Genomic DNA, 23,550 nt, shown 5'->3' on the forward strand with positions numbered 1-23,550 from the left:
GCCACTTCGTGTCTGACGTGGCAGGTCAAAAGTATCCCTCCTGCTTCTTGGCTTCCATCGAGGCGCTTTCGCCCTTGTCGATCGCGCGGCCCATGCGTTCGGACCCGGTCGCGAGCAGCATCTCCTGGATGATGTCGCTGAGCTCGGTTGCCTCGCTTTCGACGGCCCCGGTCAGCGGGTAGCAGCCCAGCGTCCGAAAACGCACGGTGCGTTCGACCGCTTGCTCGCCAACCTCGAACCGGAAGCGCTCGTCATCGACGACCAGCAGCGTGCCGTCGCGCATCACGGTGGGTCGCCGCGAAGCATAATAGAGCGGCACGATATCGATCTGCTCGGCCATGATATATTGCCAGATATCGAGCTCGGTCCAGTTGGAGAGCGGGAAGACGCGGATGCTCTCGCCGTCCTTCTTGCGCGTGTTGTAGAGGTTCCACAGCTCGGGCCGCTGGTTCTTCGGGTCCCAGCGATGCGCGGCGTTGCGGAAGCTGAAGATACGCTCCTTGGCGCGCGCTTTTTCCTCGTCGCGCCGACCGCCGCCGAAGGCCGCGTCGAAGCCGTGTTCATTGAGCGCGCGCTTGAGCGGGTCGGTCAACTGCGCCTGGCTGTAGAGCGCCGAGCCGGTGTCGAAGGGATTTATGCCTTGCTCTTCGGCTTCTTCGTTCTCGGCGACGATCAGCTCCAGCCCGTATTCCCGAACCGTGCGGTCGCGATGGGCGAGCAGGTCCCGGAAATCCCAGCCGCTGGCGACATGCAGCATCGGGAAAGGCGGCGGGGCCGGGTAGAAGGCCTTGCGCGCCAGGTGCAGCATCACCGAGCTGTCCTTGCCCACCGAATAGAGCATGACCGGGTTCTGCGTTTCGGCCACCACTTCGCGCATGATGTGGATCGCCTCGGCCTCGAGCCGCTGGAGATGGGTCAGGAGCGTGGTCATCAGGAGGGCGGAGGTAGATTCCCTTGAGCGTCGCGCAACAAAGGAAAGCTTTGCACCTTGGAATGGGCCGTCACAAGACGGGCGGGCAAATTCGCCGCTTCGAAAACCGAATATTGCCGCTATATGTTGACGCAGGCGGAGGAGTAGGGAAAAAGCGCCGCCGCGCTGCGATGCGGGTATAGCATAGTGGTAATGCTCCAGCCTTCCAAGCTGGCTAGAGGGGTTCGATTCCCCTTACCCGCTCCAGCAGCGCGCTTCCCCCCACATTGTCAGGCCCGAACGCCGCCGATCCCGAGAGTTGTCAGCCGTGGCCTGTAACCCAGGTCCTGGCCGACTCGCGCGCTTCACGCTCGTGGCCGCCATTGCGAACGAACTCGTCATGCATGAGGCGCGTGGCGAGCAATTCCTCCGGCGAGACCCGGCTCGTGAAGCAGAGCCCGGCGGTGCGCCGGGCGTTCCAGACCAGCTGGCCGATCTTCTCGAAATCGGCCCATCTCAGCAGCACGGTCTGCTTCGCCGTAAGCGGCGGTGGCCGATGGCTAAAGGTGACGACTTCGAAGCGCGCGCCGCTTGCCGAAATGTCGAGCAGGTTGATCGAGAGCACTTCGGCCACGGTCTCGATCCTGCCGGGCAATTGCGTGCGCAGGCGGGGATGGCGGCGCCGGTGGGGCGTTTCGGGCGGGAGAGGCGTTGCGATAACCATACCGGGCATGGTGCACGCGGATGGTTGGCCGGTTCTCTCCGATTGCCCCCGGTTGACTACCTAGTGTCCGGGGCCGACCGCCGGTTGCGCGATCAGCCACCATCAACCGAGCCGCGCAGTCACCGACGGTCACGCATCCTGTTTAGGCGAGGAGCAGCGCAGGGCGTTGAGACCCCTGAACTGCTTATTGGGACCCACCGCCGAGGCTCTTGAGACCGCCGGTGACGGCCTTGAGAAATCCGCCCGTCTGCGCCTTCTGCTTGGCCATGCCGCGCTGTTTGTCGATTTCGGCGCGCTCCAGCGGGGTGAGCACGGCATAGGCCGCATCCGCCTCGGGGCCGAGCAGGGCATATTCGCAATCGGCGGACAGCGCAGGATCTCCGATATCGGTACAACGCGCCATGGTGCCGACGAGCTGGTCCATGTCGCGCGTCTTCATCGCGATACGGATCTTCTGCGGCAGGAAGGCGTGGTCGTCGCCGAACCGCTCCGTGCCCTTGGCGATGACTTCGTTCGCCTTGGCAATATTGCCCATGGAGACCAGCAGTGTGACATGGTCCACGAAGCCGGTGCGGCTCTGTGCCAGATAGGGGTTATCGGGGGTATTCTGCAGGCCCATCGCGCGCGAATAGATGGCTTCCGCCCCGGCCCTGTCGCCTGCCTCGGCATAGATCTGCGCGGCCGTGTTCAGCAGCAGCGGATTGCTGCCATAGACGCCCTCCATCGCTGGCTTGAGCACCGCAACGGCTTCGTTGGCCTTGCCTTCCTGGAGGAGCGCCAATGCCGATACGCGCGCATCGAGCATTGCCTGGGCCGGTACGACTTCGGGATTGGCCTTGAGCGCGTCGAGCCATTCGCTGGTGGTGTCGCGCAGCTCGCCTTCGGGATAGGCGCGCTCGTGATAGGCCAGCACCCCTTCGCGGCGCGGCTCCGCCGGGCGATGGGTCGCGGTATAGTGATCGACGAGCTTGTTGACCGCAATGGTCTTGAGGTTGCCAAGCAGGTTGTCGACGAGGCTGCCGCCCTGTGCCTTCAGATTGCCGCCGCGTTGCGTGGCGGCGAGCAGCAGGCGACCGCCTTCGAGCTTGCCGAACTCGGCCATGTCGTCGCCGATCGCGGCGAACAGGTTCTTGCGCTGCTCGTCGTCCTTGCCGAGTTCTTCGATCGCCAGGCTGGCACCGCTGTCCGAAAAGCCTGCCGCCATCGCCAGGTCGAGGCCTGCAACGTCAGCCTGGTCTTCCTGCTTGCGCGAGAAGACATCGTTCAGCAGGGCAGACACCAGACGCAGGTCTTCCGACTTGGTGTAGATGCCGGAGGAAAGTTTCTGCAGCAATTTCTGGTCGGTGCCGCGCTGCTGCAGGCCATTGCTTCCGAACGAATAGCGTGAGCTCGCGATGGCCGCGCCGCCTTGCATCAGCGATACGGCGTTGCCGATGAATTTCTCGCGCTTGCGGGCTTTGGCATGCCGCTCGAAATGTCCCAGCGCGAGATGGCTGAACTCATGCCCCATGAGCCAGGCGACCTCGTCGTCGGTCTCCGCCCGGAGCAGGGCGCCCAGCGGCACGACGATCACGTTATCGGCGTGGGCCAGCGGAGAGAAGCTGTAGGAGGCGACGATCTTGACGTCTATCGGGCCGGGCTGGCGATAGGGCCAGTGCGGCCGCAGGCTTTCCACCAGCGCTTCCAGTGCCAGTTCGGTTTGCGGCATGTGCAGCCCGGCCCCGTGCAGGTCCCCGCGGTCGATCGACCCGGCTGCGAGCGAGCCGTCGGCCTTCGATTGCTCGATCGTCGCATCGGCCTTTGCAAGCTTCTTGGGCTTGACCTCATTCGCGACGAACGGGCCCTTCTTGCCCTTCTCGCTGAACCCGCACATCATCGGCAGGCATTGCGCCTGTGCCGGAGCCGCAAATCCGACGATCCCTGCGCTCAACGCGAGCGCTGCGACACTTGCCTTCCACATAAGAAATAGCCCCTGTTTGCCTTCCCTGGTCGATTTTCAGCGTTTGATCGGCACGCATACTCCGCCGGACCCCGCCCCTGCCTTGATGCCCGGCGTGCCGACTGCGAATCCCCTGCTGCTGCGCCGGCTCTCCGCCGTCAGCTTGCAGGTCGCCGGCCCGTTGAAGCGCACATCGGCGCGGCGGACATAGACGGTTTCGTTGTTGAGCCTGATCTCGAGCAGCGAGTTGCCCTTCAGCGCCGTGACAGGGTGGTCGTCTTCGAATTCGCTCTTCGGAGCGCGTCGCACCACTTTCGAATTGGCATCGTAGATCGGGATCTTGGTTCTCAGGACCTTCTCGATATGCCCGACAGCCTGAGCGAGGACCGGTGTCGATTGCGAAACTGCCACGGAAGCGAGAAGGAGAATTGAAAACGGTCGCATGATGGGGCCCCCATTGCCCTCGTTGCGAGCCGCTGGCTCACAACGTTTCGTTATCCGAAATGTCGAGGGGCTGGAGTATCGTGTTGAGATACGACTTGCGTGCGACCAATCGTTCGCCCCACGGCTGAAGAATCAGCCTCAATAACAACACTATCTCCAGAAAGACCACGATGGTCAAGGCTGCGTAGTTGTACTGCGCGGGCAGCCGCAGGAACTCCCCGGTGAAAAAGTAGACCAGTCCGGCCATCCAGCCGACCACGCCGGCGAAGAGTAACAGGCGCGCCCACACTTCCCGCCGCCCGATCCGGGCCAGCCCGGACCCGCTGGTCGAAGCGCCTTGCCTAAGGTCGCGATTGCGCGCGACGAGATAGAGCGCGGCGAACCCGACCCCGACCAGGGTCAGGAACAGCGCGCCGAATTCGAACAGGTCCTGATCGGTCATGTAGCCGCCGAACAGGCTGCGTTCCGAATGCGCATAGTCGGCGCCTTTCACGATCAGGTTGTCGAGCGCCATGGCATGCCAGAACACGCCCGGGATCGCGCCGAAGGCCTCGGTCTCGATCGTGTCGTTGGCGGCCTGGGTGGATAGCCCGATCATCACCAGCGTGTCGGAAAATGCCATGCCGACAAGGTCGGGCGAGGCATCGGCGACCTGTTCGTAAGTGAGCGAGCGCGAATAGAAGCAAGGCGTTCTGGCGCCCAGATCGATGCCTGCAAACATGCGCCGCACCAATGTCAGCAGCACGCCGTCGGTGTCCTGTGCCGGCTCGCATTCGTCGGCTGCGTCCAGCGTTTGCGAAATGGCTGCGCGCTCGATCGTGAAGTCGCTCGGGGCGCCGATGCCCCAGATGATTTCAAGCGGCGAGGAGAAGGCCTGGCTCCATCCCCAGTAGCTCGACCGCCAGTTCGCGCCGTCCGGATCGGGCGGCTCGATCGGCGTGTCGGCGCAGGGCTGGGCGATGCGCTCGTCATTGGCAGAGTTCGCAGCGATCGCCGCTTCTTCTTCGCAGTAAATGGCGTAGAGCAGCGGGGCTGGATGCAATTGGTAGCGGACGTTTCTGCGCGCCTGTTCGGATTGCGGCGAGACCAGCGGATAATCGATCTCGCTGTCGTAGCTGACGGAAGCGAGGATCGCGATCTGGCCCAGGGCAGCGAAGCCCGCCGCCGCATTGGCTCCGAGTTCGGTTTCCTTGCTGATATCGGCAAACACCAGCGGCAGGCCGCCTGCGCTGCGGATGCACATGGCCTTGGCGACCGGATTGTCCTGGCAGCGGATATCGTCGCGCCACTTCTCGTAGGCGGTCATCTGCGCAAAGAAATAGAGCATGCAGCGGAAGGGGGACTCGATTTCCGCCCGATTGCCCAATTCGCAGGCGGCACGTTCGGCCTCGCCGAGCGCCAGCAATTCCTGTCCGGTCAATTGCGGCGGAGCGAACTGGCCGAGGCTCATATCGACGAAGATGGCGCGGGGCGGCCGGGGCTTTTCGCTGTCGACCCCGTCCTCGGGTTCGTCCATCGCCAGATGGGCGTAGGCGATCTGGTCGACGAGATCGAACATGTCCATCGGGTCTAGCGTGCGACCGGGGGCCAGCATGTCGAGACCGGTTTCGCCCAGCAGGACCACCGATATGTCCTGCCTGCCGACCGGATCGCCATCCTCGTCGCGACCGGCTTTGCGGGCTTGCTCCATATAGGTCTGGGCATACACATCCTGCCAGACGGCGCGGCTGCGATCCTCGCTGTCCTCGACGATGCCGAAGGGATTGATGAGCGTCAGCAGCACTACGATCAGCGCGTGCCAGCCGGCATAAATCAGCGCCCGCTTGGCGATATCCTTACGCAGAAAAAAGCGCAGGGCCTTGAGCAGACCGTTGAAGGCAAGGCGGCCGTTGCCAATGAAGCGGGCAAGGGCATTGCGAAATGCAATCCGCTCGTTGTGCCTGCTTGCGTCAGAACCGGACTCGGTCTGCCTCGCCACGTCGCCGTTCGCCCCCACTGCTGGCTCCAGAATGGCCAATTCGTCGGTGCTAGGCAAGTATAGCTGCGCGCCTGCCTCTTTCGGGCACAGTAAAGCGATTGAGCGGTGTTAGCCCTGGTCGGAATTTCAGACCTTGCCTACGGCCATATTGTCGATCAGCCGCGTGCCCCCGATCCGGGCGGCCACCAGCAGGCGTGCGGGGCGCATGGCAAGCCGCTCGAGCGGCTGCAGGTTCGCAGCATCGGCAAGCGTGGCGTAGTCGACGCTGTCGAAGCCGGCCTGCAGCAGCGCGGCTTCGAGCGAAGCGAGCGTCGGGGCGACGGCCGCGCCGTTTTCGATCGCTCCGATCGCTTCCTTCATGGCCCGCGGCAGGATCGCGGCGGCTTGGCGATGCTCCGGCGAGAGATAGCGGTTGCGGCTCGACATCGCCAGGCCATCTTCCTCGCGCACGGTGGCCACACCGCGGATCGCCGCAACGTGCGGCCGGGTGAGGTCGAGGTCGCGCGCCATGACGCGGATCACCGCGAGCTGCTGCCAGTCCTTCTCCCCGAAGAAGGCCATGTCGGGCAGCACCTGGTGAAACAGCTTGCACACCACGGTGGCGACGCCATCGAAATGCCCCGGCCGATCCGCGCCGCACAGGCCTTCGCTGACGCCGGAAACCGAAATGCTGCTGGCAAAGCCCTCGGGATACATTTGTTCGACCGTCGGTGCCCAGACCAAGGCCACTCCTTCGGCTTCCAGCATCGCGCAATCCTCGGCCAGTTGGCGGGGATAGGCATCGAGATCCTCGTTGGGGCCGAACTGGGTCGGGTTGACGAAGATCGACGCGACGACGTGATCGGCCCGGCCCGCCGCTTCGCGCACCAGCGTCAGATGGCCTTCGTGCAGAGCGCCCATGGTCGGCACCAGCGCCACCGTGCCCCCGCCCTGGCGGAGCGCGGCGACGGATGTTCTCAACATGTCGAGCCGGTCGATCGTTTGCACGGCTGAGTGGCCTCCCGTATGTTTCCCGGCACCGCCCTAGCGCCCCCGCAACCGCCGAGAAAGGCCCCATTCGTGACCGCAACCGCCCCGCACCGCGTCGTCTTTGCCAATGAGAAGGGCGGGACCGGCAAATCGACCACCGCGGTCCATGTCGCGGTGGCGCTCGCCTACAAGGGCGCGCGGGTGGCGGCGATCGACCTCGATCATCGCCAGCGCACCATGCATCGCTATTTCGAGAACCGCAGCGAAACCGAGGCGCGGCGCGGGATCAGCCTGCCCGGCACGCGGTGTGAGGTCTATGATGGCGAAGACATCGGCGAGCTCGAGGCTTTGGCGGCAGACCTGTCGCGCGAGGCCGATTTCCTGATCTTCGACACGCCCGGCCGCGACGATCCGCTCGCCCGCCACGCGGCGACCGAGGCCGATACGCTGGTGACGCCGCTCAACGACAGCTTCGTCGATTTCGACCTGATCGGGCAGGTCGATGCCGAGACGTTCAAGGTCCGCCGCCTGAGCTTCTATGCCGAGCTGATCTGGGAATCGCGGATCAAGCGCAGCAAGGCGACGCTGGAGGAACAGCGGCGCGAGATGGACTGGGTCGTGGTGCGCAACCGCACCGGCTATACCGAAGCGCGCAACATGCAGCGGATCGAGCGTGCGCTGGCCGAGCTCAGCAAGCGGGTCGGCTTTCGCGTTACCTCCGGCCTCAGCGAACGGGTGATCTACCGCGAGCTGTTTCCCTCGGGCCTGACTTTGCTCGACAAGGGGCAACTCGGCGATCTGGGCACCAGCCACCTGGTCGCGCGACAGGAATTGCGCCAGCTGGTGCTGGGTCTCAACCTGCCGATGCCTGCCGCCGCGCAGCCAGCGCTCGAACTCGCCTGACCCGCGATGCTGCGGCTGCTGATCCTTGCCGCGATCGTGTCGCTGGTCTGCCGCTGGACGCTCGGGAAATGGCCGTGGGAGTATCTCGGGATCGGCGGCTCGACCCGCGATCGGGCGCTGGAGCGCGCACGGCGCTTGCTTGGCGTCGCGCCCGGTGCCAACAGAAATGACATAATCGCCGCGCACAAGCGGCTGGTCGCCATGGTCCATCCCGACCGGGGCGGCTCGAACGAGCAGGTGCACGAGGCGAATGCCGCGCGCGACTTGCTCCTGGACGAAGCAAGCAAGGACCTTCCCCCGCGATGAGCCACACATTCGATCCCACCATCCTTCGCGAATACGACATTCGCGGAGTCATCGGCGAGACACTGGAGGCCGACGATGCACGCGCCATCGGGCGCAGTTTCGGATCGATGCTGCGCCGTGCCGGCGGGTCGACCGTGGCGGTCGGTTACGACGGGCGGGTCAGTTCGCCCATGCTCGAACATGCGCTGGTCGAAGGGCTCGCGGCGAGCGGCTGCAACGTGGTTCGGATTGGTATGGGCGCGACGCCGATGCTCTATTTCGCCGAAGCCTCAAGCGAACAGGTGGATGGCGGCATTCAGATAACTGGCAGCCACAATCCCCCCAATTACAACGGCTTCAAGATGGTATTCCAGGGGCGACCGTTCTTCGGACGGGACATCCAGGATCTCGGGGCCGTCTCCGCAGCGGGGGACTGGATGGACGGCACCGGGTCGATCGCCGATCTCGACATCCTCGACACCTATGTCACGCGGATGCTTGCAGCCCTCGACGGGATCGACGGGGAGGCCCTGGCCGGGATGAAGATCGGCTGGGACGCTGGCAACGGCGCGGCCGGCCCCGCGCTCGAAAAGCTGGTTGCGCGGCTGCCGGGGGAGCATCATCTGCTGTTCACTGAAGTCGACGGACATTTTCCCAATCACCATCCTGATCCAACGGTCGAAGCCAACCTGGCCGACCTCAAGGCACTCGTCGCCGGGAAGAATCTCGACTTCGGAGTGGCTTTCGACGGCGATGGCGACCGGATCGGCGCGATCGACGGCGAAGGCCGGGTCATCTGGGGGGACCAGCTGCTAATGATTTACGCCGAGGATCTCCTCGGAAGACTACCTAACGCCACGATTATCGCCGATGTTAAGGCCAGCCGCGCGCTGTTCGACCATGTCGAGAAGCACGGCGGGTCGCCGGTCATGTGGAAGACCGGGCATTCGCTGATTAAGTCCAAAATGAAGGAAACTGGCAGCCCGCTGGCGGGTGAAATGAGCGGCCATGTCTTTTTCGCCGATACCTATTACGGCTTCGATGATGCGCTCTATGCCGGACTGCGGCTGATGGCGGCGAGCGCGCGGCTGGGCAAATCGGTGACGCAATTGCGCAGCGATATGCCGCAGATGATCAACACGCCCGAAATGCGTTTCCAGGTCGATGAAAGCCGCAAGTTCGCCGCCATCGATGAAGTGAAGCAACGTCTCGGCAGCGGTGCGGACGGGGTCGAGGTCAACGATACCGACGGCGTGCGCGTAACCACTCCGGACGGCTGGTGGCTGCTGCGCGCCTCCAATACGCAGGATGTGCTGGTCGCCCGCGCCGAAGGCGACAGCGAAAAAGCCGTCGAGCGGCTGATGGCGCAGATCGACGAGCAACTGGCGCTCTCGGGTCTCGAACGGGGCGAGAGCGCCGGACACTAGGACCACATTTGAGGGAAGGCCGCAGTCATGATCCGCAAGATAATATTCGCACCGCTCGCCAGTTTCGCGCTGGCCACGGCAGTCCCGGCATTGGCACAGGACGATTTCGCTGACTCGGAGGGACCCAATCCCGAGCAGATGGAAGCCATGATGCAGATGTTCGGCAATATGTTTCAGGCCGAACCGCTGACGCCCGAGCAGGAGGCGCGCCTGCCCGCCGCGCAGGCGCTGGTCCTGCAGGTCATGCCCGACGGTTTCTATGCCGAGCTGATGCGCAAGACGATGGGCAGCGTGCTCGATCCGATCTTGTCGATGATCGCCGGGCCCGAGGGTGCGGACCTGGTGCTGGCCAAGCGGCTGGCGGTCGATCCGGATACGTTCGAAGGCATCGACGAGGCGGTGAAGATGGAAATCGTCACCATTCTCGATCCGGGCTACACCGAGCGCGGCAAAGTGATGACCGAGGCTTTCACCACGGCCATGTCGGGCGCGTTCGCGCAGATCGAGCCGCCGATGCGCGATGGGCTGGCGCGGGCCTATGCCGTTCGGTTCGACGAGCAGCAACTGGCCGACATCGCGGCCTTCTTCGCCACCGACACCGGCGCGCTCTATGCCAACGAATCAATGGCGCTGTTCGCCGATCCGCAGGTCATGTCGGCCAGCATGCAGGCGATGCCGGCGATGATGGGCAGCTTCACCAATATGGAAACGCTCATCACGGAAGCGATGAACAGTCTGCCGGCCGAGCGCGGCTACAACGATTTGAGCGACGCCGACCGCGCACGGCTCGGCGAATTGCTCGGCCTTTCGGGCGATGACCTGCGCGAAGCGATCATTGCGCCCAAGAAGCCCGACGAGACGATGGAGGCCGAGACCTCCGGCGAGAGCTGATCGCCGCTTGCGGAACCAGGCGCGCACCTGCATCGCTTGACTGGTGATGCAGGCCGAAATTCCTCCTGAAATTGCCGACTGGTTCGCTGGGCGCGGCTGGCGCGTGCGGCGGCACCAGGCGGAAATGCTGGCTGCCGCCGACAGCGGCAAGCATGCGCTGCTGGTGGCCGATACCGGCGCGGGCAAGACGCTCGGCGGGTTTTTGCCGACACTGGCAGATTTCTGTCCGTCGCGGCTCGGCGATGCAGCGCCGCCGGAGGGGTTGCATACGCTCTACGTATCGCCGCTGAAGGCGCTGGCGCACGATGTGCAGCGCAATCTCGTGACCCCGGTCGAAGAAATGGGGCTGCCGATCCGGATCGAGACGCGCAGCGGGGACACGCCCTCCGATCGCAAGAAGCGGCAGCGCAGCAAGCCGCCGCATATCCTGCTGACGACGCCGGAGAGCCTGTCGCTGCTGCTGAGCTATCCCGACAGCTTCGACCTGTTCGCCTCGCTCAAGCGGATCGTCATCGATGAAGTGCACGCCTTCGCCACCGGCAAGCGCGGGGACCTGCTGGCGCTCAGCCTGGCACGGCTGCAGGCGATCGCGCCGCAGCTCCAGCGGGTGGCGCTGTCCGCGACGCTGGCCAATCCGGAGGGCTTTCGCGAATGGCTTGCGCCCCTGAAAACAGGCGACGTCGGAGAGATCGACACGGTCGCGTTGGTGGAGGGAGAGCCAGGTGCCCCGGCCGAGGTCGAAATCCTGCTGCCGGAAGAAGAGCGGGTCCCCTGGGGCGGCCATGCCGCGACCTGGGCGATCCCGCAACTTTACGATCTGGTGCGCGCCAATCGCACCACGCTGATATTCACGAACACGCGTTTTCTGGCCGAGTATACCTTCCAGAACCTGTGGGACGTCAACGAGGATACGCTTCCGATAGGGATCCATCACGGCTCGCTCAGCCGCGAGGCGCGGCGCAAGGTCGAAGGCGCGATGGCGCGCGGCGAATTGCGCGCGTTGGTAGCGACGGCGAGCCTCGATCTGGGGGTCGACTGGGGCGACATCGATTGCGTGGTGCAGATGGGCGCGCCCAAGGGTTCGTCGCGGCTGCTGCAACGCGTGGGCCGCGCCAATCACCGGCTCGACCAGCCCAGCCGCGCGGTGCTGGTGCCGGGCAATCGGTTCGAATTCCTTGAAGCGCAGGCCGCCAAGGACGCTGTCGATGCCGGTATGCGCGACGGGGAGGAGTTTCGCCCTGGCGGGCTGGACGTGCTCGCCCAGCATGTCATGGCCTGCGCGTGCGCCGCGCCGTTCGACGAAGATGAATTGCTTGCCGAGATCCGTTCTTCGCTCGCCTACGCTTGGGTCGACGAGACAGTTTTTCAGCGCGTGCTCGAATTCGTCGCGACCGGCGGATATGCGCTCAAGGCCTACGACAAGTTTCGCCGGATCGTGCGCGACAGGAGCGGTACCTGGCGGCTGACGCATCCGGAAAATGCGGCCAGGCACCGCTTGAACGCAGGCATCATCATCGATGGCGAGATGTTGCAGGTGCGCTTTCGCAACGGCCGCTCGCTGGGCAAGGTAGAGGAACGCTTTGCCATCGCGCTGAAGCCGGGCGACACGTTCTCGTTTGCCGGGCAAGCGCTGGAAGTCGAGCAGTTGCGCGACATGGAAGTGATCGTCCGTGCGAGCAAGAAATCGGCGATGATCCCCAGCTACGGCGGCGCGCGCATGCCGCTCACGACGCATCTTGCAGACCGGGTGCGCGCAATGCTGGTCGACCGGCCGGGTTGGGCGCGCTTTCCCGATGATGTGCGCGAATGGCTGGAAGTGCAGGACTGGCGCAGCCAGCTGCCCGGGCCCGACAACCTGCTGGTCGAATCCTTTCCCCATGCCCAGCGGCATTACAGCGTCTATTACACTTTTGCCGGCTGGAACGCGAACCAGTCGCTCGGGATGCTGGTCACGCAGCGCATGGAAGATCGCGGGCTGATGCCGGGTGCCTTCGTGGCCAATGACTATTCGCTCGCCGTATGGGGTCTCAAGCCGGTGAAGGATCCGGCGCCGCTCCTCTCGCCCGACATTCTCACGGACGAATTCGTTTCGTGGGTTCAGGAATCGCACCTTTTGCGGCGGTCATTCCGTGAAGTGGCGGTGATCGGCGGGCTGGTCGAGCGGCAACAGCCGGGGAAGCGCAAGTCGGGCAAGCAGGTCACATTCTCGACGGACCTGATCTACGATGTGCTGAAGAAATACGAGCCGGATCATGTGCTGCTGGAGGCGGCCTGGGCAGATGCGCGCGAACGGCTGACCGATATCGGTCGCCTGCAGACAGTTCTCGAACAATCGCAGGACCAGCTGGTCCATGTCGAGCTCGAGCGCGTCAGCCCGCTCGCGGTGCCGGTGATGGTGATAATCGGGCGCGAGAGCTTGCCGCAGGGCGCGGTCGACGACGAACTGCTGCTGGAAGCGGAAAGCATTGCCGCCGCTGCCATGCGGGTGGACGACCTGCCCTAGTCAGGGGCGGAGAGCCTTCACTCGAACCACAGGTCGCACTCCCGGTAGTCGGGGGCGACCAGCCGCTCGAAATCGGGCGGGTTCTCGTAATCGGCGAAGCGCTGGATTTCACTGAAACGGAAACACCCGTCGATTGCGCCTTCCCGGTGCACGATCGCGAGCAGACCGAGCGCATCGCCATACGCGACGTCGTGTTGGGGGTGAAAGAGTAGCGCGCCTTGCGGGCTGCGCTGTCCGCTTTCGGACAGGATTGCGCGCAACTGCTCCTCGGTGACCGGATGCCCGTTCCAGCGGATCGTGCCTTCGGCATCGAGGTCGAGCAGGTCGTAGGACGGCGTGAGGACCCCGATGGTGTCGCGGGGCAGCGGGGCCGGCAGGCCGACTAGCAGCGCGTGGGGCGGATTGACATAGGCGCCCATGCAGAGCGCTGCGGCGATCAGCCAGACGGCGGCGAGCGGCGCGAGACTGGGGCGCGCGATGGGTGCGCCATGATCGAACCTGCGCCGCGGGGTTCGCGGCCGTAACTTACGGGGCACGGCCGAATTCGCGGTGGCGTTGGTTGCCGACGAAAGCGAATCTCTCGATCCCCGCATCCTTGATCAGCGCAATGGTCTTGGCCGACCGGTCGTAGCTGGCGTTGGCGTCGGGTTCGAACCGCACCACCGGCTGGTCGGCCATGGCAGCCGCGCCGGCGAGCTGCCGGCCGAGGGCATCGCGTGTCATGCGGGTGCCGTTCCAGTAGAGGGCATCGTCGGCATCGATGGTCACGGAATTCTGCGCGAGGATTGGCCCGGGCGTGCCCTGGCCCGGCAGCGGCATGTCGAGACTGTGGAATTTCACCGGGATCGCGAGCATCAGCATGATCAGCAGCACCAGCAGGACGTCGATGAACGGCGTCATGTTCATTTCACCGGTGGTCGGGGGCGGGCGGAAATACCGGCTCGGGTTTCGGACGGTTTTGGGCATCGCATCTCTCCCTTCAAGAAAAGAGATACCATAACATCACCTTATCGCCAAGCGCAGGATGTATGGCGGATTGCGTAGAGAGTTCGCACGCGCTGGCGCATGTCTCGCATGCCCAGCAAAAAAAAGGGGCGGATCGCTCCGCCCCTTTCTGCATCTGTTTGGGTGTGGCCGGCTTACTGCTGGCCACCCGCCGGTGCGCTGGGCGACTTGCCGAACACGCGGTATTGCTCGTTGCCGACGAAGCCGAACTTGGTCACGCCCGAACTCTTGATCACGTTCAGTACGCGCGCCGAGAGATCGTAGCTCGCCTGCGCTTCGGGTTCGAACTGGAGCTCCGGCTCGGGCACGATGTCCCGGGTGAGCTGCAGGTTGCGAACCAGTTCGCTCTGGTCGATGCCTTCACCGTTCCAGAGGATCTCGCCGGTCTGCGTGAGGACGATCTTGTTCTTGATCGGATCGATCATGTCCTCGGGCGGGGGGTTGGGGTTCGGTTGCGGCAGGTCGATATTGACCGAGTGGGTCGCGACCGGGATGGTGATGATGAACATGATGAGGAGCACGAGCAGGACGTCGATCAACGGCGTCATGTTCATGTCCAGCATCGGGCTGCCATCGTCCTTACCACCTGACATTGCCATGGTCGGTTACTCCTGTGTTTCTCTGTTCCCGATCAACCGTTGGGGTCGACCGGGTTGGAGATGAAGCCGACGGTCGGGTAGCCCGCCGCCTGCACATTGTAGATCGTTCCCGCAACGCAGCGCCACGGCGCGTTGACATCGCCGCGGATATGCACCTGCGGGATGAGCTCGGGATCTTCCATGATCGCTTCCGGGCCACCGGCACGGGTAACGATCGCGTCGAGGCGTTCGAAGGCCTGGTCGTAGAGTTCTTCAGACGACACCGGTGTGATGTTGTTGAAGTAGACCCGGCATTCGCCTTCGCGTGCGGCACCTTCGAAGCCCGGTTCGCCGGCGCTACGGCCGGATTGATCGGTGGTGCTTACCGTGAGCAGCAGGTTCTCGACCTTGTCCTTCGATTCGACCGATTCCATCACTGGAATTTCGAGCCGCTCGATGGTCTGGATCGCAACCGGGACCGCGATGAGGAAGATGATCAGGAGTACCAGCATCACGTCCACCAGCGGGGTGGTGTTGATGTCGGACATCGGCGTTGAGCCGCCGCCTCCCGTAGAAATTGCCATGACTACATCCTATCCGTCAGTGGTCGTGTCTCGTCGATGAACGGGCGGACGACCATGGGGCCGTCCGCCCGGTTCTATCGCTTACTTCTTGACCGGTGCGCCACCGGCGGTCGTCGCCGGCTTGGCAGCCGGCTTCGGCGCGGTCTTGGCGGGCGCAGCGGTTGCCACGACCGGCTTCACCTGGCCGTTCGAGCCGATGTAGGCGAGAACGTCGGTCGAAAAACCGGTCAGCAGTTCGGCAATGCGGCGATTGCGGCTTTGCAGCCAGTTGTAGGCGAGCACCGCCGGGACCGCGACGAGCAGGCCAATGGCGGTCATGATCAGCGCCTCACCCACCGGGCCGGCGACCTTGTCGATCGATGCCGAGCCGGCAAGACCGATGTTGATCAGGGCGCGGTAGATACCGATCACGGTACCGAGCAGGCCGATAAACGGCGCGGTTGCACCGACCGATGCGAGGAACGGCAGGCCACCGGCCAGCTTCGCATTGATCGAGTCTTCCGACGCCTGCAGCGAACCGTGCAGGTAATCGTGCGCTTCGCGCTGGTCGGCCATCTTGCCGTGATCTTCGTCGGCCTTCATGGCGTCGTCGACGATCTGGCGCCATGCGCTGTTCTTGTCCAGTTTGGTCGCGCCGTCCTTGAGGGTCGGAGCCTTCCAGAAGCTGGTGCGCACGCCCTTGTACTGCTTCATGATCTTGTTCTGCTCGAGCAGCTTGGTGATCAGGATGTAGAACGAGCCGATCGACATGATCACAAGCACGCCGAAGATGAACCAGGCGATCGCGCCGCCCTGTTCCATGGCTTCCCAGAAGCCAAACTGCGTAGCGGGAGCAGCTTCTCCGGCCCCTGCGGTAAGAAGTTCGATAATCATTTGCGAGTCCTCTCAGAAAAGGATGAGTTCAAAGGGTTTATTCGGGCAGCTGCCAGCGGACCGATTGCGTGTAGGTGCCAGCCACTTCGTTGCCGCTACCATCGGTAGCCGGACGGAAGCGCGCGCGGCGTTCCATGTTGCGGCATGTCGCCTCGTCGAGCTGCGAGTGTCCGCTGGAACGGGCAATCCGGCATCCGGTCACGCGGCCACTGGCATCGACGCTGAGCGCCACGGTGGTGACACCTTCCTGTTCCTCGCGAATGGAGCGCGAGGGATAGTCGTTCGTCGTCACCCAGCGGCCGGGGTTGCCCCGCGGTTCGGGATCCTTCGGCGTGAAGCGCGGCGGCGGCGGCGGCGGCGGAGCCGGCGGTGCCACGGGCGCGGCCGGCGGAATCCGCAGGGCCGGCGGTGACGGCGGCGGAATCGTCGGCTGGGTCCTGATCGGTGGCGGGGCCGGCGCGATATTGATCGGCGGCGGCGGCGCTACCGGAGGCGGCGGTGCCGTCTCGGGCATTTCTTCGGGCGGGGGTGGCGGCTCTTCTTCGGGCGGCGGCGGTTCCTCGATATCGACTGTCGTTACCCGTTCGACGACCGCAACGGCCGCTTTGTAGGCAAGACCCGAAATCAGAACGTAGCCGATTACAACGTGAATAAGAGCAACGAGGATGATGGCAACAATTCGGTTGCCGCTCATCTGTTGGTCAGCGTAGGCCATGCAGTCGCATCACTCCGTCTGCGCCGGTTAGTCCGGCTTCTATGCCCGGTTAACCCAGGCGGCGATCCATCGTTCCATCGCAGGTGAGCAGCGAAGAGTCGAATCGTCGTTGCGAATGCCGCGCGATGCCCACCAGACAGAACTGTTCCGGGATCTTCATTTCTCTCCAGCCCCCGGAAGGCAGACCCTTAGCTATTGTCCACAGCCCGCGCAAACGCTTTATCGGTTAAGGAGAAATTCACGGCGGTTAGGCTGGAGGGAACGGAATGACATTGGCACCTCACGATAAAGCGCGAATCTCCGCCGTTCATGGCAGCCTGCGCGCGATTCGCATCTGCATCCTGCTAGCCATGCTGGCCCTCGCCTGCGTGTGGGTGAGGCCGCTTGCCGCGCAAGATGGCCCCGCGTCGGCGCCCAGCTGGGCCGACCTCGCCGACCTCGCCGATGCGTCGCAACTGGTGGTGCGGGCCGAAGTAAAGAAGCAGGCCGAGCTGAAACCGGAACGGGCAGTGGGCGTCGCGCCCGGTTATACCCGCCTCTACATCGAGGCCGAGACGATCGCGCTGATTTCCGGCTCGGTCCCGGTCGGCGAGAAGCTGCGCTACCTTGTCGATGTCCCGCTCGATGAACGGGGCCGGGCGCCCAAGCTGAGGAAGAGCGAAGTCCTGCTGTTCGCGCGGGCGGTGCCGTCGCGGCCGGGCGAAATCCAGCTGGTGGCTCGCGATGCGCAACTGCCGTGGAGCCAGCAGCTCGAAGACCGCCTGCGCCCGATCCTGGTAGCGCTGGCGGCGCCCGATGCCGCGCCTGCCGTGGGCGGGGTGCGCGATGCCCTGTCGGTCGAAGGCAATCTCAGCGGCGAATCGGAAACGCAAATCTTCCTGCAGACGGCGACGGGCGATCCGGTCTCGATGAGCGTCGTGCGGCGGCCCGGGATGCGTCCGGTGTGGGGTGTGTCCTACTCCGAAATCGTCGATCAGGCCGTGCAGGCGCCGACCCCGCAGACGCTCGGCTGGTACCGCCTTGCCTGCTTCCTGCCGCAGACGCTGCCCGGCGGCGCCAACCTGTCGACCGACCCGGCCGGGCGCGCGATGGCGGCGCGGGATTATGCTTTCGTGATCGAGCAGCTGGGTCCGTGCCAGCGGACCCGCACCCCGCCACGCGGCTAGGGCCGCGCACCTTGTGGCCCGCGGTTAGCTCCGCGCAGCTAATGCGGTATCGCCGCGTCGGCCTGCGCCGTTTTTAGGCAGGCTAGCGCGACAACAAGATTATGTGGTTCCCAGCAGAGCGGCAGCGCGGCTAGAGCCACGCACCATGACCGAACCATTCCGCCACCGCCTGCACGTCCGCTATGCCGAAACCGACCCGCAAGGCGTCGTCTTCAATTCGCGCTACCTCGAATATGCCGACGTGCTGGTGACCGAATATTGGGAGTCGGTCGGGCTCGGCTTCACCGGCGAAGACGCGCTGGAATTCCATGTCGCACAGGCCAATGTCGGTTTCGTCAAGCCGATCCGCTTGCGCGAATGGATCGAAGGTCGTGCTGTCACGACGAAGATCGGCAATTCCTCCATGGCGCAGCGGATCGAGCTTCACGGCGAGGAGGGCGAAGACGACCTGCGCGCGGTGATCGAACTGGTGCAGGTCCATGTCGATCTCGCGACCGGCAAGCCGCAGCGCATACCCGACAGCGTGCGCGCGATGTTCGCCGGCTCGATCGAGGCTCACGCCGACGAGGCGTCGCCAGCATGAGCGGAACGAAAGCGCCCCTGCGGCTGGCCATAGCGGGCCTTGGCACGGTCGGGGCGGGCGTGCTGCGCCTCCTCACGGAGAACCGCGACCTCATCGAAGCGCGCGCCGGCCGCGCGATCGCAGTGACCGCCGTCAGCGCGCGCGACCGGTCGCGCGATCGCGGCGTCGACCTGTCCGCCTATGCCTGGCACGACGATATGGCCGAGCTGGCCGCGCGCGACGATATCGATGTCGTGGTCGAACTGGTCGGGGGCGCGGACGGCCCGGCGCTGGCGCTCGCGCGGCAGGCGCTCGGTGCGGGCAAGGGCTTCGTGACGGCCAACAAGGCGATGATTGCGCATCACGGGCAGGAACTGGCGCAGGCAGCGGAGGAGCACGGCGCGGCTCTGCGGTTCGAGGCTGCCGTGGCCGGCGGGATACCCGTGCTCAAGGGAGTGCGCGAAGGCGCGGCGGCCAACGCCATCGACCGGGTCTATGGCATCCTCAACGGCACCTGCAATTACATCCTGACCGCGATGGAAAGCACCGGCGCGGATTTCGGCGAGACACTGGCCGAAGCGCAGGCAAAGGGCTTTGCCGAAGCCGATCCGGCGTTCGACATCGACGGGGTCGACGCCGCGCACAAGCTGGCAATCCTTGCCGCGCTGTCCTTCGGGGCGGAGATCGACTTCGGCAGCGTCGAGATCGAAGGCATTCGCCGGGTCTGCGCCGCCGACATCGCGCAGGCCGATGCGCTGGGCTATGTCGTGCGGCTGATCGGGGTGGCCGATATCGAGCAGAGCGAGAATGGCCCGCGGCTGCTGCAGCGGGTGCGCCCCTGCCTCGTCGCCAAGGACCATCCGCTGGCACCGATCGACGGGCCGACCAATGCGGTCGTCGCCGAGGGCAATTTCTCCGGTCGGCTGCTGTTCCAGGGCGCGGGCGCGGGCGACGGGCCGACGGCGAGCGCGGTCGTCGCCGACCTGATCGACTTGGCGCGCGGCGATACCGGCGCGCCGTTCTCCGTTCCTGCGGCCCAGCTGGTCGCTATGCCCAAGGCGGATTCGGGCGCGCGCGAAAGCCGCTCCTACATCCGCTTCATGGTCGCCGACCGGCCGGGCGTGCTGGCGGAGATTACTGCCGCGATGCGCGATGCCGGGGTCTCGATCCAGAGCCTGATTCAGGAAGGCGAGGCGAATGGCACGGAAGGCGTGCTGGTGGCGATGGTCACGCATACCGGCCCGGTGCGCTGCGTGCGCGATGCGGTGGCGATGCTCGAAGGCTCGGAAAGCCTGGTCGACGAACCACTGGTCATGCCGATCCTGCGCAGCTAGCGGCGCTCAGCCGGCAGGCTTTTCGCCCTTGGCGATCTTGTCGGCATCGGAGCCGGGTGGCGCTTCGGGTAGAGCAGTGATGTCGAAAATATATGCGGGTGGCGGCGGGCAGGTCAGGCCCTTGACGCAGCCGCTCGCCGTTGCCTTGCCCTTGAAGATGCCAGGCCCGGCAACATCGGGTGGTTCGTAATCCCACTTGAGATTGCTGTTGTCGCCCCGGTCGAGCCTCGACGGCACGCGGAACTGCGATTGCTCCTCCAGCGCTGCGCAGACCACGATCTCGTCGCCGACCGGATCGTCGCAATCGGCGGAGACTTCGGGCTCCGGCTCAGGGGGGCCATAAAGCTCGCGATAGTCTTCGAAAGCCTCCTCGGCGGTGACCTGCCGGTCGGTTCGATCCTGCGCGAGTGCGGCCGGAGCGAGCGCAAATGCGCTTATCACAACCCCCAGTCTCGACAACGCCACACTCCCGCTATAGGCGGCGGCCAAACGCACCAGAGGGACTGAATTCACCATGAACACCGCCACCGGCTCCGCCACCACGACCAAAGCCAGCTCGGTCCTCGACCGGGTGCTGGTTCTGGAAATGGTCCGCGTCACCGAAGCCGCCGCGATCGCCGCGTCCTCGCTGATCGGGCGCGGCGACGAGAAGGCCGCCGATGCCGCCGCGGTCGAGGCTATGCGCAAGGCGTTCGATGAGCTCTACATGGACGGCACGGTGGTGATCGGCGAGGGCGAGCGCGACGAAGCGCCGATGCTCTATATCGGCGAGAAGGTCGGCGGCGCGCCCGGTAAAGGCCCCAAGATCGACATCGCGCTCGACCCGCTCGAAGGCACCACCATCACCGCCAAGGCCGGGCCCAACGCGCTCGCCGTGCTGGCAGCGGCGGAGGAAGGCTGCCTGCTCAACGCGCCCGACACCTATATGGACAAGCTGGCGGTCGGCCCCGGCTATCCCGAGGGCATCATCGACCTGGCCAAATCGCCGACCGACAACGTCAAGGCCGTCGCCGAAGCCAAGGGTGTCGAGCCCTCCGACATCATCGTCTGCGTGCTCGACCGCCCGCGCCATGCCGACCTGATCGCAGAGCTGCGTTCGCTCGGCTGCGGCGTGGTGCTAATCGGCGATGGCGATGTCGCCGGCGTGATCGCGGTGACCGACGAAGACACCACGATCGACATGTATATGGGCCAGGGTGGCGCGCCCGAAGGCGTGCTGGCGGCAGCGGCGCTGCGCTGTGTCGGCGGCCAGTTCAACGGGCGGCTGGTGTTCCGCAACGACGACGAGAAGGCCCGCGCCCGCAAATGGGGCATCCCCGACGCGGATTTCGATCGCATCTACACCCTGGAAGAGCTGGCCAAGGGCGACTGCATCTTCGCCGCCACCGGCGTCACTTCCGGCTCGCTGCTCGACGGCGTCAAGCGCAAACGCGGCGTTGGCGGCGCGCGGGTGATGACGACCGAAAGCGTGGTGATGCGGGCCAGCAGCGGCACCGTCCGCTGGATCCGGGGCGAGCACCGGATCTGAAGGTCTCGGATCCTCCCCGCTTTTGACCCAGTCACAAGTGGGGAGGGGGACCGCCAGACCGAAGGGCTGGTGGTGAAGGGGCGTAGCGCTCCGCGAGCGTCTTTCTTACGCCCCTCCGTCAGCCGCCTACGGCGTCTGCCACCTCCCCATTTGGCCCCTTCGGGCGAAACGGGGAGGATCCCAAGGTTGCCCGCAAAAGCCGGGAGCAACCGCCACACCCCATGTTGCGTTTCGATGACGCGCGTCTAAGCCGAAAGCGACCGGGATCGCGCGTCGATTCGCACCAGAACTGGGGACCAGCACACATGAAGATCATGGCCGGCAATTCGAACCTGCCGCTCGCCCGGGCGATTGCCGCCTATCTCGAAATCCCGCTTACCGATGCCAGCGTGCGGCGGTTCGCGGACGAGGAAATCTTCATCGAGATCCACGAGAACGTGCGCGGCGAGGATGTCTTCCTGGTCCAGTCGACCAGCTATCCGGCCAACGACAATCTGATGGAACTGCTGATCGGGATCGACGCGCTGCGCCGCGCCTCGGCCAAGCGGATCACCGCCGTAATTCCCTATTTCGGCTACGCCCGGCAGGACCGGAAGCCCGGCCCGCGTACGCCGATTTCGGCCAAGCTTGTCGCCAATCTCATCACCGAGGCGGGGGCCGACCGCGTGCTGGCGGTGGACCTGCACGCCGGGCAGATCCAGGGCTTCTTCGATATCCCGACCGACAACCTCTACGCCGCGCCGACCATGGCGGCCGATATCCAGGCCCGCTACGGCGACCGCGACCTGATGGTGGTAAGCCCCGATGTCGGCGGCGTCGTCCGCGCCCGCGCGCTCGCCAAGCGGCTCGACAACGCGCCGCTCGCCATCGTCGACAAGCGCCGCGATCGGCCCGGCGAAAGCGAAGTCATGAACATCATTGGCGACGTGAAGGGCCGCCACTGCGTGCTGATCGACGACATCGTCGATTCGGGCGGCACGCTGTGCAACGCGGCCGAGGCGCTGCTCGAACAGGGCGCGACTTCGGTTGCCGCCTATATCACTCATGGTGTCCTCTCGGGCGGTGCCGTCGCCCGGGTCAACGGCTCGGCGCTGACCGAACTGGTCGTGACGGACACGATCGGCGCGACAGAAGCGGCGGGCGATGCGGAAAAGATCCGCTACCTCACCATCGCCCCGCTGATCGGCGAGGCGGTGCGCCGCATCGCCGACGAAAGTTCGGTCAGCTCGCTGTTCGACTGATCAGCGCGGTCACTGCCACGGGCGCTTGCCGCCCTGCGCGATCCGCTCCAGTTCTTCCAGCCGCCGCGCCTGCCGCGATTCCAGCGTGACGGTCAGCAGCGGCTGCGGCGTACGGACGAATTGCAGCGGCGTCATCCCGAACATCTCGCTGAAATCGCGATTGAGATGCGACTGGTCGTAATAACGCAGCGCCAGCTCCTGCGCTTCCTCGAGATCGGCCACCCCGCAAAGATGCGCCGCCATGTCGAGCGCGCGCGCCCGCCGCAGCACTTTCTTCGGCGAAAGGCCGAAATCGCGCTTCACCAGCCGTTCGAGCCTGCGCTTGTCGAGGTCCAGCCGCTGTGCGCAGGCGGCGACGGGCAGGTTCGGATCTTCCAGTGCGAAATGCGCGAAAGCCGCCGATGCCGGATCGGGTTCCTGCCCACCCGCCTGCTCGACCAGCGCTTCCATGCAATCCTCCAGCGCGCTCATCCATTCGTCCACGCTGGCCGCCGGCGCGAACCGATCGAGCAGCGATGACTGATCCCACCCGAGTTGGCCATAAGGCACGATCCTGTCGAGCAGCCGGGTTGCTTTGGGGCCGCCCAGCACGTGACATGCGCCCGGCCGCAGCGCCAGCCCGACGCTGGCAAATCCGCCGCGTACGCTCACCGGCATGCGCCTGCTGTGCGGCCCGAACAGCAGCGCTTCTTCGCGGAACAGGTGCGAGCCGTCGGCTGAATCGGCATGCCAGTCCCCGTCCAGCAGCACACGCAGCATGGCGGAATCTGCAAAGATGCCGCAAGAAATCAGGGCATCGGCCGAGGCTTCCAGCTCCATGCCATAGACATGCGCGACCCAGGGCCGGAGGCTGTCACGCGGCTGCCGGTTTATGGATATGCGCCCGCCGGATCGTGTGACCGCAAACTGCCCATCCGTCTGCCCCGCTTGTTCGCGTACGTGCAGTCGCTCTTCCCGAAAGCCCATTATCAGGTCCTTTGGCCCACGAAAT

At 65.0% G+C, this 23,550-nt stretch carries 24 protein-coding genes and 1 tRNA gene; 11 read left to right on the plus strand and 14 right to left on the minus strand.

The window, feature by feature from the left end; all coding sequences use genetic code 11:
• Window positions 1-25: 25 nt before the first annotated feature.
• Window positions 26-1,066 carry a sulfate adenylyltransferase subunit CysD gene (gene cysD / locus EL2594_RS13460; protein WP_418904584.1) on the minus strand — a complete coding sequence of 347 codons (1,041 nt, stop codon included), beginning with the start codon at window positions 1,064-1,066 and terminating at the stop codon, window positions 26-28.
• A gap of 37 nt (window positions 1,067-1,103) precedes the next feature.
• Between cysD and EL2594_RS13465 the strand changes: the two genes are divergently transcribed.
• Window positions 1,104-1,177, plus strand: a tRNA-Gly gene (locus EL2594_RS13465).
• A 55-nt stretch (window positions 1,178-1,232) separates the two neighbouring features.
• On the opposite strand, the gene EL2594_RS13470 is transcribed toward EL2594_RS13465, so the two are convergent.
• The 5 genes from EL2594_RS13470 to panC all read right to left on the minus strand — a co-directional run bounded on the left by EL2594_RS13470 (window position 1,233) and on the right by panC (window position 6,982).
• On the minus strand, window positions 1,233-1,643 hold the full coding sequence (locus EL2594_RS13470) for a PilZ domain-containing protein (protein WP_041685374.1): 411 nt from the start codon (window positions 1,641-1,643) through the stop codon (window positions 1,233-1,235).
• A 175-nt stretch (window positions 1,644-1,818) separates the two neighbouring features.
• Window positions 1,819-3,594, minus strand: a complete 1,776-nt coding sequence (locus EL2594_RS13475; RefSeq protein WP_011415651.1) for a M48 family metalloprotease — start codon at window positions 3,592-3,594, stop codon at window positions 1,819-1,821.
• Between the two features lie 36 nt (window positions 3,595-3,630).
• Window positions 3,631-3,984: a hypothetical protein gene (locus EL2594_RS13480; protein WP_011415652.1), complete on the minus strand. Its 354-nt coding sequence runs from the start codon at window positions 3,982-3,984 to the stop codon at window positions 3,631-3,633.
• Window positions 3,985-4,054: 70 nt separating this feature from the next.
• Window positions 4,055-6,052, minus strand: coding sequence for a CHASE2 domain-containing protein (locus EL2594_RS13485; RefSeq protein ID WP_155806067.1), 1,998 nt, complete (start codon window positions 6,050-6,052; stop codon window positions 4,055-4,057).
• Window positions 6,053-6,121: 69 nt separating this feature from the next.
• The gene (panC, locus tag EL2594_RS13490; RefSeq protein WP_011415654.1) at window positions 6,122-6,982 is read right to left on the minus strand and encodes a pantoate--beta-alanine ligase; all 861 of its coding nucleotides are present in this window, start codon (window positions 6,980-6,982) and stop codon (window positions 6,122-6,124) included.
• Window positions 6,983-7,054: 72 nt separating this feature from the next.
• Between panC and EL2594_RS13495 the strand changes: the two genes are divergently transcribed.
• The 5 genes from EL2594_RS13495 to EL2594_RS13515 are packed head-to-tail and all read left to right on the plus strand — an operon-like array spanning window position 7,055 to window position 12,973.
• Window positions 7,055-7,867, plus strand: coding sequence for a division plane positioning ATPase MipZ (locus EL2594_RS13495; protein WP_011415655.1), 813 nt, complete (start codon window positions 7,055-7,057; stop codon window positions 7,865-7,867).
• A gap of 6 nt (window positions 7,868-7,873) precedes the next feature.
• Complete coding sequence (locus EL2594_RS13500; protein WP_011415656.1) at window positions 7,874-8,173, plus strand: J domain-containing protein; 300 nt, start codon at window positions 7,874-7,876, stop codon at window positions 8,171-8,173.
• On the plus strand, window positions 8,170-9,579 hold the full coding sequence (pgmG, locus tag EL2594_RS13505; RefSeq protein ID WP_011415657.1) for a phosphoglucomutase/phosphomannomutase PgmG: 1,410 nt from the start codon (window positions 8,170-8,172) through the stop codon (window positions 9,577-9,579). The genes EL2594_RS13500 and pgmG overlap by 4 nt, the downstream gene beginning before the upstream one ends.
• A 27-nt stretch (window positions 9,580-9,606) precedes the next feature.
• The gene (locus EL2594_RS13510) at window positions 9,607-10,470 is read left to right on the plus strand and encodes a DUF2059 domain-containing protein (RefSeq protein ID WP_011415658.1); all 864 of its coding nucleotides are present in this window, start codon (window positions 9,607-9,609) and stop codon (window positions 10,468-10,470) included.
• 46 nt (window positions 10,471-10,516) lie between these two features.
• A complete protein-coding gene (locus EL2594_RS13515) occupies window positions 10,517-12,973 on the plus strand; it encodes a ligase-associated DNA damage response DEXH box helicase (RefSeq protein ID WP_011415659.1) in 2,457 nt (818 codons plus the stop codon).
• A 17-nt stretch (window positions 12,974-12,990) separates the two neighbouring features.
• Here EL2594_RS13515 and EL2594_RS13520 read toward each other — a convergent pair whose 3' ends face one another.
• From EL2594_RS13520 to EL2594_RS13545, 6 genes are all read right to left on the minus strand, one after another.
• Complete coding sequence (locus EL2594_RS13520) at window positions 12,991-13,509, minus strand: ExbD/TolR family protein (RefSeq protein ID WP_041685376.1); 519 nt, start codon at window positions 13,507-13,509, stop codon at window positions 12,991-12,993.
• On the minus strand, window positions 13,499-13,939 hold the full coding sequence (locus tag EL2594_RS13525) for an ExbD/TolR family protein (protein ID WP_233994281.1): 441 nt from the start codon (window positions 13,937-13,939) through the stop codon (window positions 13,499-13,501). Before EL2594_RS13525 ends, EL2594_RS13520 begins: the two co-directional genes overlap by 11 nt.
• A 173-nt stretch (window positions 13,940-14,112) precedes the next feature.
• Window positions 14,113-14,577 (minus strand): ExbD/TolR family protein, encoded by a 465-nt coding sequence (locus tag EL2594_RS13530; RefSeq protein WP_011415662.1) that lies wholly within the window; start codon window positions 14,575-14,577, stop codon window positions 14,113-14,115.
• Window positions 14,578-14,609: 32 nt separating this feature from the next.
• Window positions 14,610-15,140, minus strand: coding sequence for an ExbD/TolR family protein (locus tag EL2594_RS13535; protein WP_196793207.1), 531 nt, complete (start codon window positions 15,138-15,140; stop codon window positions 14,610-14,612).
• 81 nt (window positions 15,141-15,221) lie between these two features.
• On the minus strand, window positions 15,222-16,013 hold the full coding sequence (locus tag EL2594_RS13540; protein ID WP_011415664.1) for a MotA/TolQ/ExbB proton channel family protein: 792 nt from the start codon (window positions 16,011-16,013) through the stop codon (window positions 15,222-15,224).
• 37 nt (window positions 16,014-16,050) lie between these two features.
• The gene (locus EL2594_RS13545) at window positions 16,051-16,728 is read right to left on the minus strand and encodes an energy transducer TonB (protein ID WP_011415665.1); all 678 of its coding nucleotides are present in this window, start codon (window positions 16,726-16,728) and stop codon (window positions 16,051-16,053) included.
• Window positions 16,729-16,994: 266 nt separating this feature from the next.
• On the opposite strand from EL2594_RS13545, the gene EL2594_RS13550 reads away from it, so the two are divergent.
• From EL2594_RS13550 to EL2594_RS13560, 3 genes are all read left to right on the plus strand, one after another.
• Complete coding sequence (locus tag EL2594_RS13550; protein ID WP_233994282.1) at window positions 16,995-17,894, plus strand: hypothetical protein; 900 nt, start codon at window positions 16,995-16,997, stop codon at window positions 17,892-17,894.
• A 145-nt stretch (window positions 17,895-18,039) separates the two neighbouring features.
• Window positions 18,040-18,477, plus strand: a complete 438-nt coding sequence (locus EL2594_RS13555) for an acyl-CoA thioesterase (protein ID WP_011415668.1) — start codon at window positions 18,040-18,042, stop codon at window positions 18,475-18,477.
• A complete protein-coding gene (locus EL2594_RS13560) occupies window positions 18,474-19,790 on the plus strand; it encodes a homoserine dehydrogenase (RefSeq protein WP_011415669.1) in 1,317 nt (438 codons plus the stop codon). The genes EL2594_RS13555 and EL2594_RS13560 overlap by 4 nt, the downstream gene beginning before the upstream one ends.
• A 6-nt stretch (window positions 19,791-19,796) precedes the next feature.
• Here the strand turns inward: EL2594_RS13560 and EL2594_RS14980 are convergent, their stop codons facing one another.
• On the minus strand, window positions 19,797-20,249 hold the full coding sequence (locus EL2594_RS14980) for a hypothetical protein (protein WP_155806068.1): 453 nt from the start codon (window positions 20,247-20,249) through the stop codon (window positions 19,797-19,799).
• 55 nt (window positions 20,250-20,304) lie between these two features.
• Here EL2594_RS14980 and glpX point away from each other — a divergent pair, with 55 nt between their 5' ends.
• Both glpX and EL2594_RS13575 read left to right on the plus strand, forming a co-directional pair.
• Entirely contained in the window at window positions 20,305-21,318 is a 1,014-nt protein-coding gene (glpX, locus tag EL2594_RS13570) for a class II fructose-bisphosphatase (RefSeq protein WP_011415671.1), read from the plus strand.
• 305 nt (window positions 21,319-21,623) lie between these two features.
• Entirely contained in the window at window positions 21,624-22,559 is a 936-nt protein-coding gene (locus EL2594_RS13575) for a ribose-phosphate pyrophosphokinase (RefSeq protein WP_011415672.1), read from the plus strand.
• A gap of 9 nt (window positions 22,560-22,568) precedes the next feature.
• Here the strand turns inward: EL2594_RS13575 and EL2594_RS13580 are convergent, their stop codons facing one another.
• Window positions 22,569-23,525 carry an AraC family transcriptional regulator gene (locus EL2594_RS13580; RefSeq protein ID WP_233994283.1) on the minus strand — a complete coding sequence of 319 codons (957 nt, stop codon included), beginning with the start codon at window positions 23,523-23,525 and terminating at the stop codon, window positions 22,569-22,571.
• Window positions 23,526-23,550: the final 25 nt, after the last annotated feature.

This window comes from Erythrobacter litoralis HTCC2594 (assembly GCF_000013005.1).
GTDB lineage: Bacteria > Pseudomonadota > Alphaproteobacteria > Sphingomonadales > Sphingomonadaceae > Parerythrobacter > Parerythrobacter litoralis_A.

Coding starts and splice junctions, on each gene's coding strand:
- EL2594_RS13515 (WP_011415659.1), top strand. CDS start 10,517: ATGCAGGCCGAAATTCCTCCTGAAATTGCCGACTGGTTCGCTGGGCGC.
- EL2594_RS13530 (WP_011415662.1), bottom strand. CDS start 14,577: ATGGCAATGTCAGGTGGTAAGGACGATGGCAGCCCGATGCTGGACATG.
- EL2594_RS13580 (WP_233994283.1), bottom strand. CDS start 23,525: ATGGGCTTTCGGGAAGAGCGACTGCACGTACGCGAACAAGCGGGGCAG.
- EL2594_RS13510 (WP_011415658.1), top strand. CDS start 9,607: ATGATCCGCAAGATAATATTCGCACCGCTCGCCAGTTTCGCGCTGGCC.
- pgmG (WP_011415657.1), top strand. CDS start 8,170: ATGAGCCACACATTCGATCCCACCATCCTTCGCGAATACGACATTCGC.
- glpX (WP_011415671.1), top strand. CDS start 20,305: ATGAACACCGCCACCGGCTCCGCCACCACGACCAAAGCCAGCTCGGTC.
- EL2594_RS13500 (WP_011415656.1), top strand. CDS start 7,874: ATGCTGCGGCTGCTGATCCTTGCCGCGATCGTGTCGCTGGTCTGCCGC.
- EL2594_RS13470 (WP_041685374.1), bottom strand. CDS start 1,643: ATGCCCGGTATGGTTATCGCAACGCCTCTCCCGCCCGAAACGCCCCAC.
- EL2594_RS13575 (WP_011415672.1), top strand. CDS start 21,624: ATGAAGATCATGGCCGGCAATTCGAACCTGCCGCTCGCCCGGGCGATT.
- EL2594_RS13535 (WP_196793207.1), bottom strand. CDS start 15,140: ATGGCAATTTCTACGGGAGGCGGCGGCTCAACGCCGATGTCCGACATC.
- EL2594_RS13555 (WP_011415668.1), top strand. CDS start 18,040: ATGACCGAACCATTCCGCCACCGCCTGCACGTCCGCTATGCCGAAACC.
- EL2594_RS13560 (WP_011415669.1), top strand. CDS start 18,474: ATGAGCGGAACGAAAGCGCCCCTGCGGCTGGCCATAGCGGGCCTTGGC.
- EL2594_RS13550 (WP_233994282.1), top strand. CDS start 16,995: ATGACATTGGCACCTCACGATAAAGCGCGAATCTCCGCCGTTCATGGC.
- EL2594_RS13525 (WP_233994281.1), bottom strand. CDS start 13,939: ATGCCCAAAACCGTCCGAAACCCGAGCCGGTATTTCCGCCCGCCCCCG.
- EL2594_RS13540 (WP_011415664.1), bottom strand. CDS start 16,013: ATGATTATCGAACTTCTTACCGCAGGGGCCGGAGAAGCTGCTCCCGCT.
- EL2594_RS13475 (WP_011415651.1), bottom strand. CDS start 3,594: ATGTGGAAGGCAAGTGTCGCAGCGCTCGCGTTGAGCGCAGGGATCGTC.
- EL2594_RS13545 (WP_011415665.1), bottom strand. CDS start 16,728: ATGGCCTACGCTGACCAACAGATGAGCGGCAACCGAATTGTTGCCATC.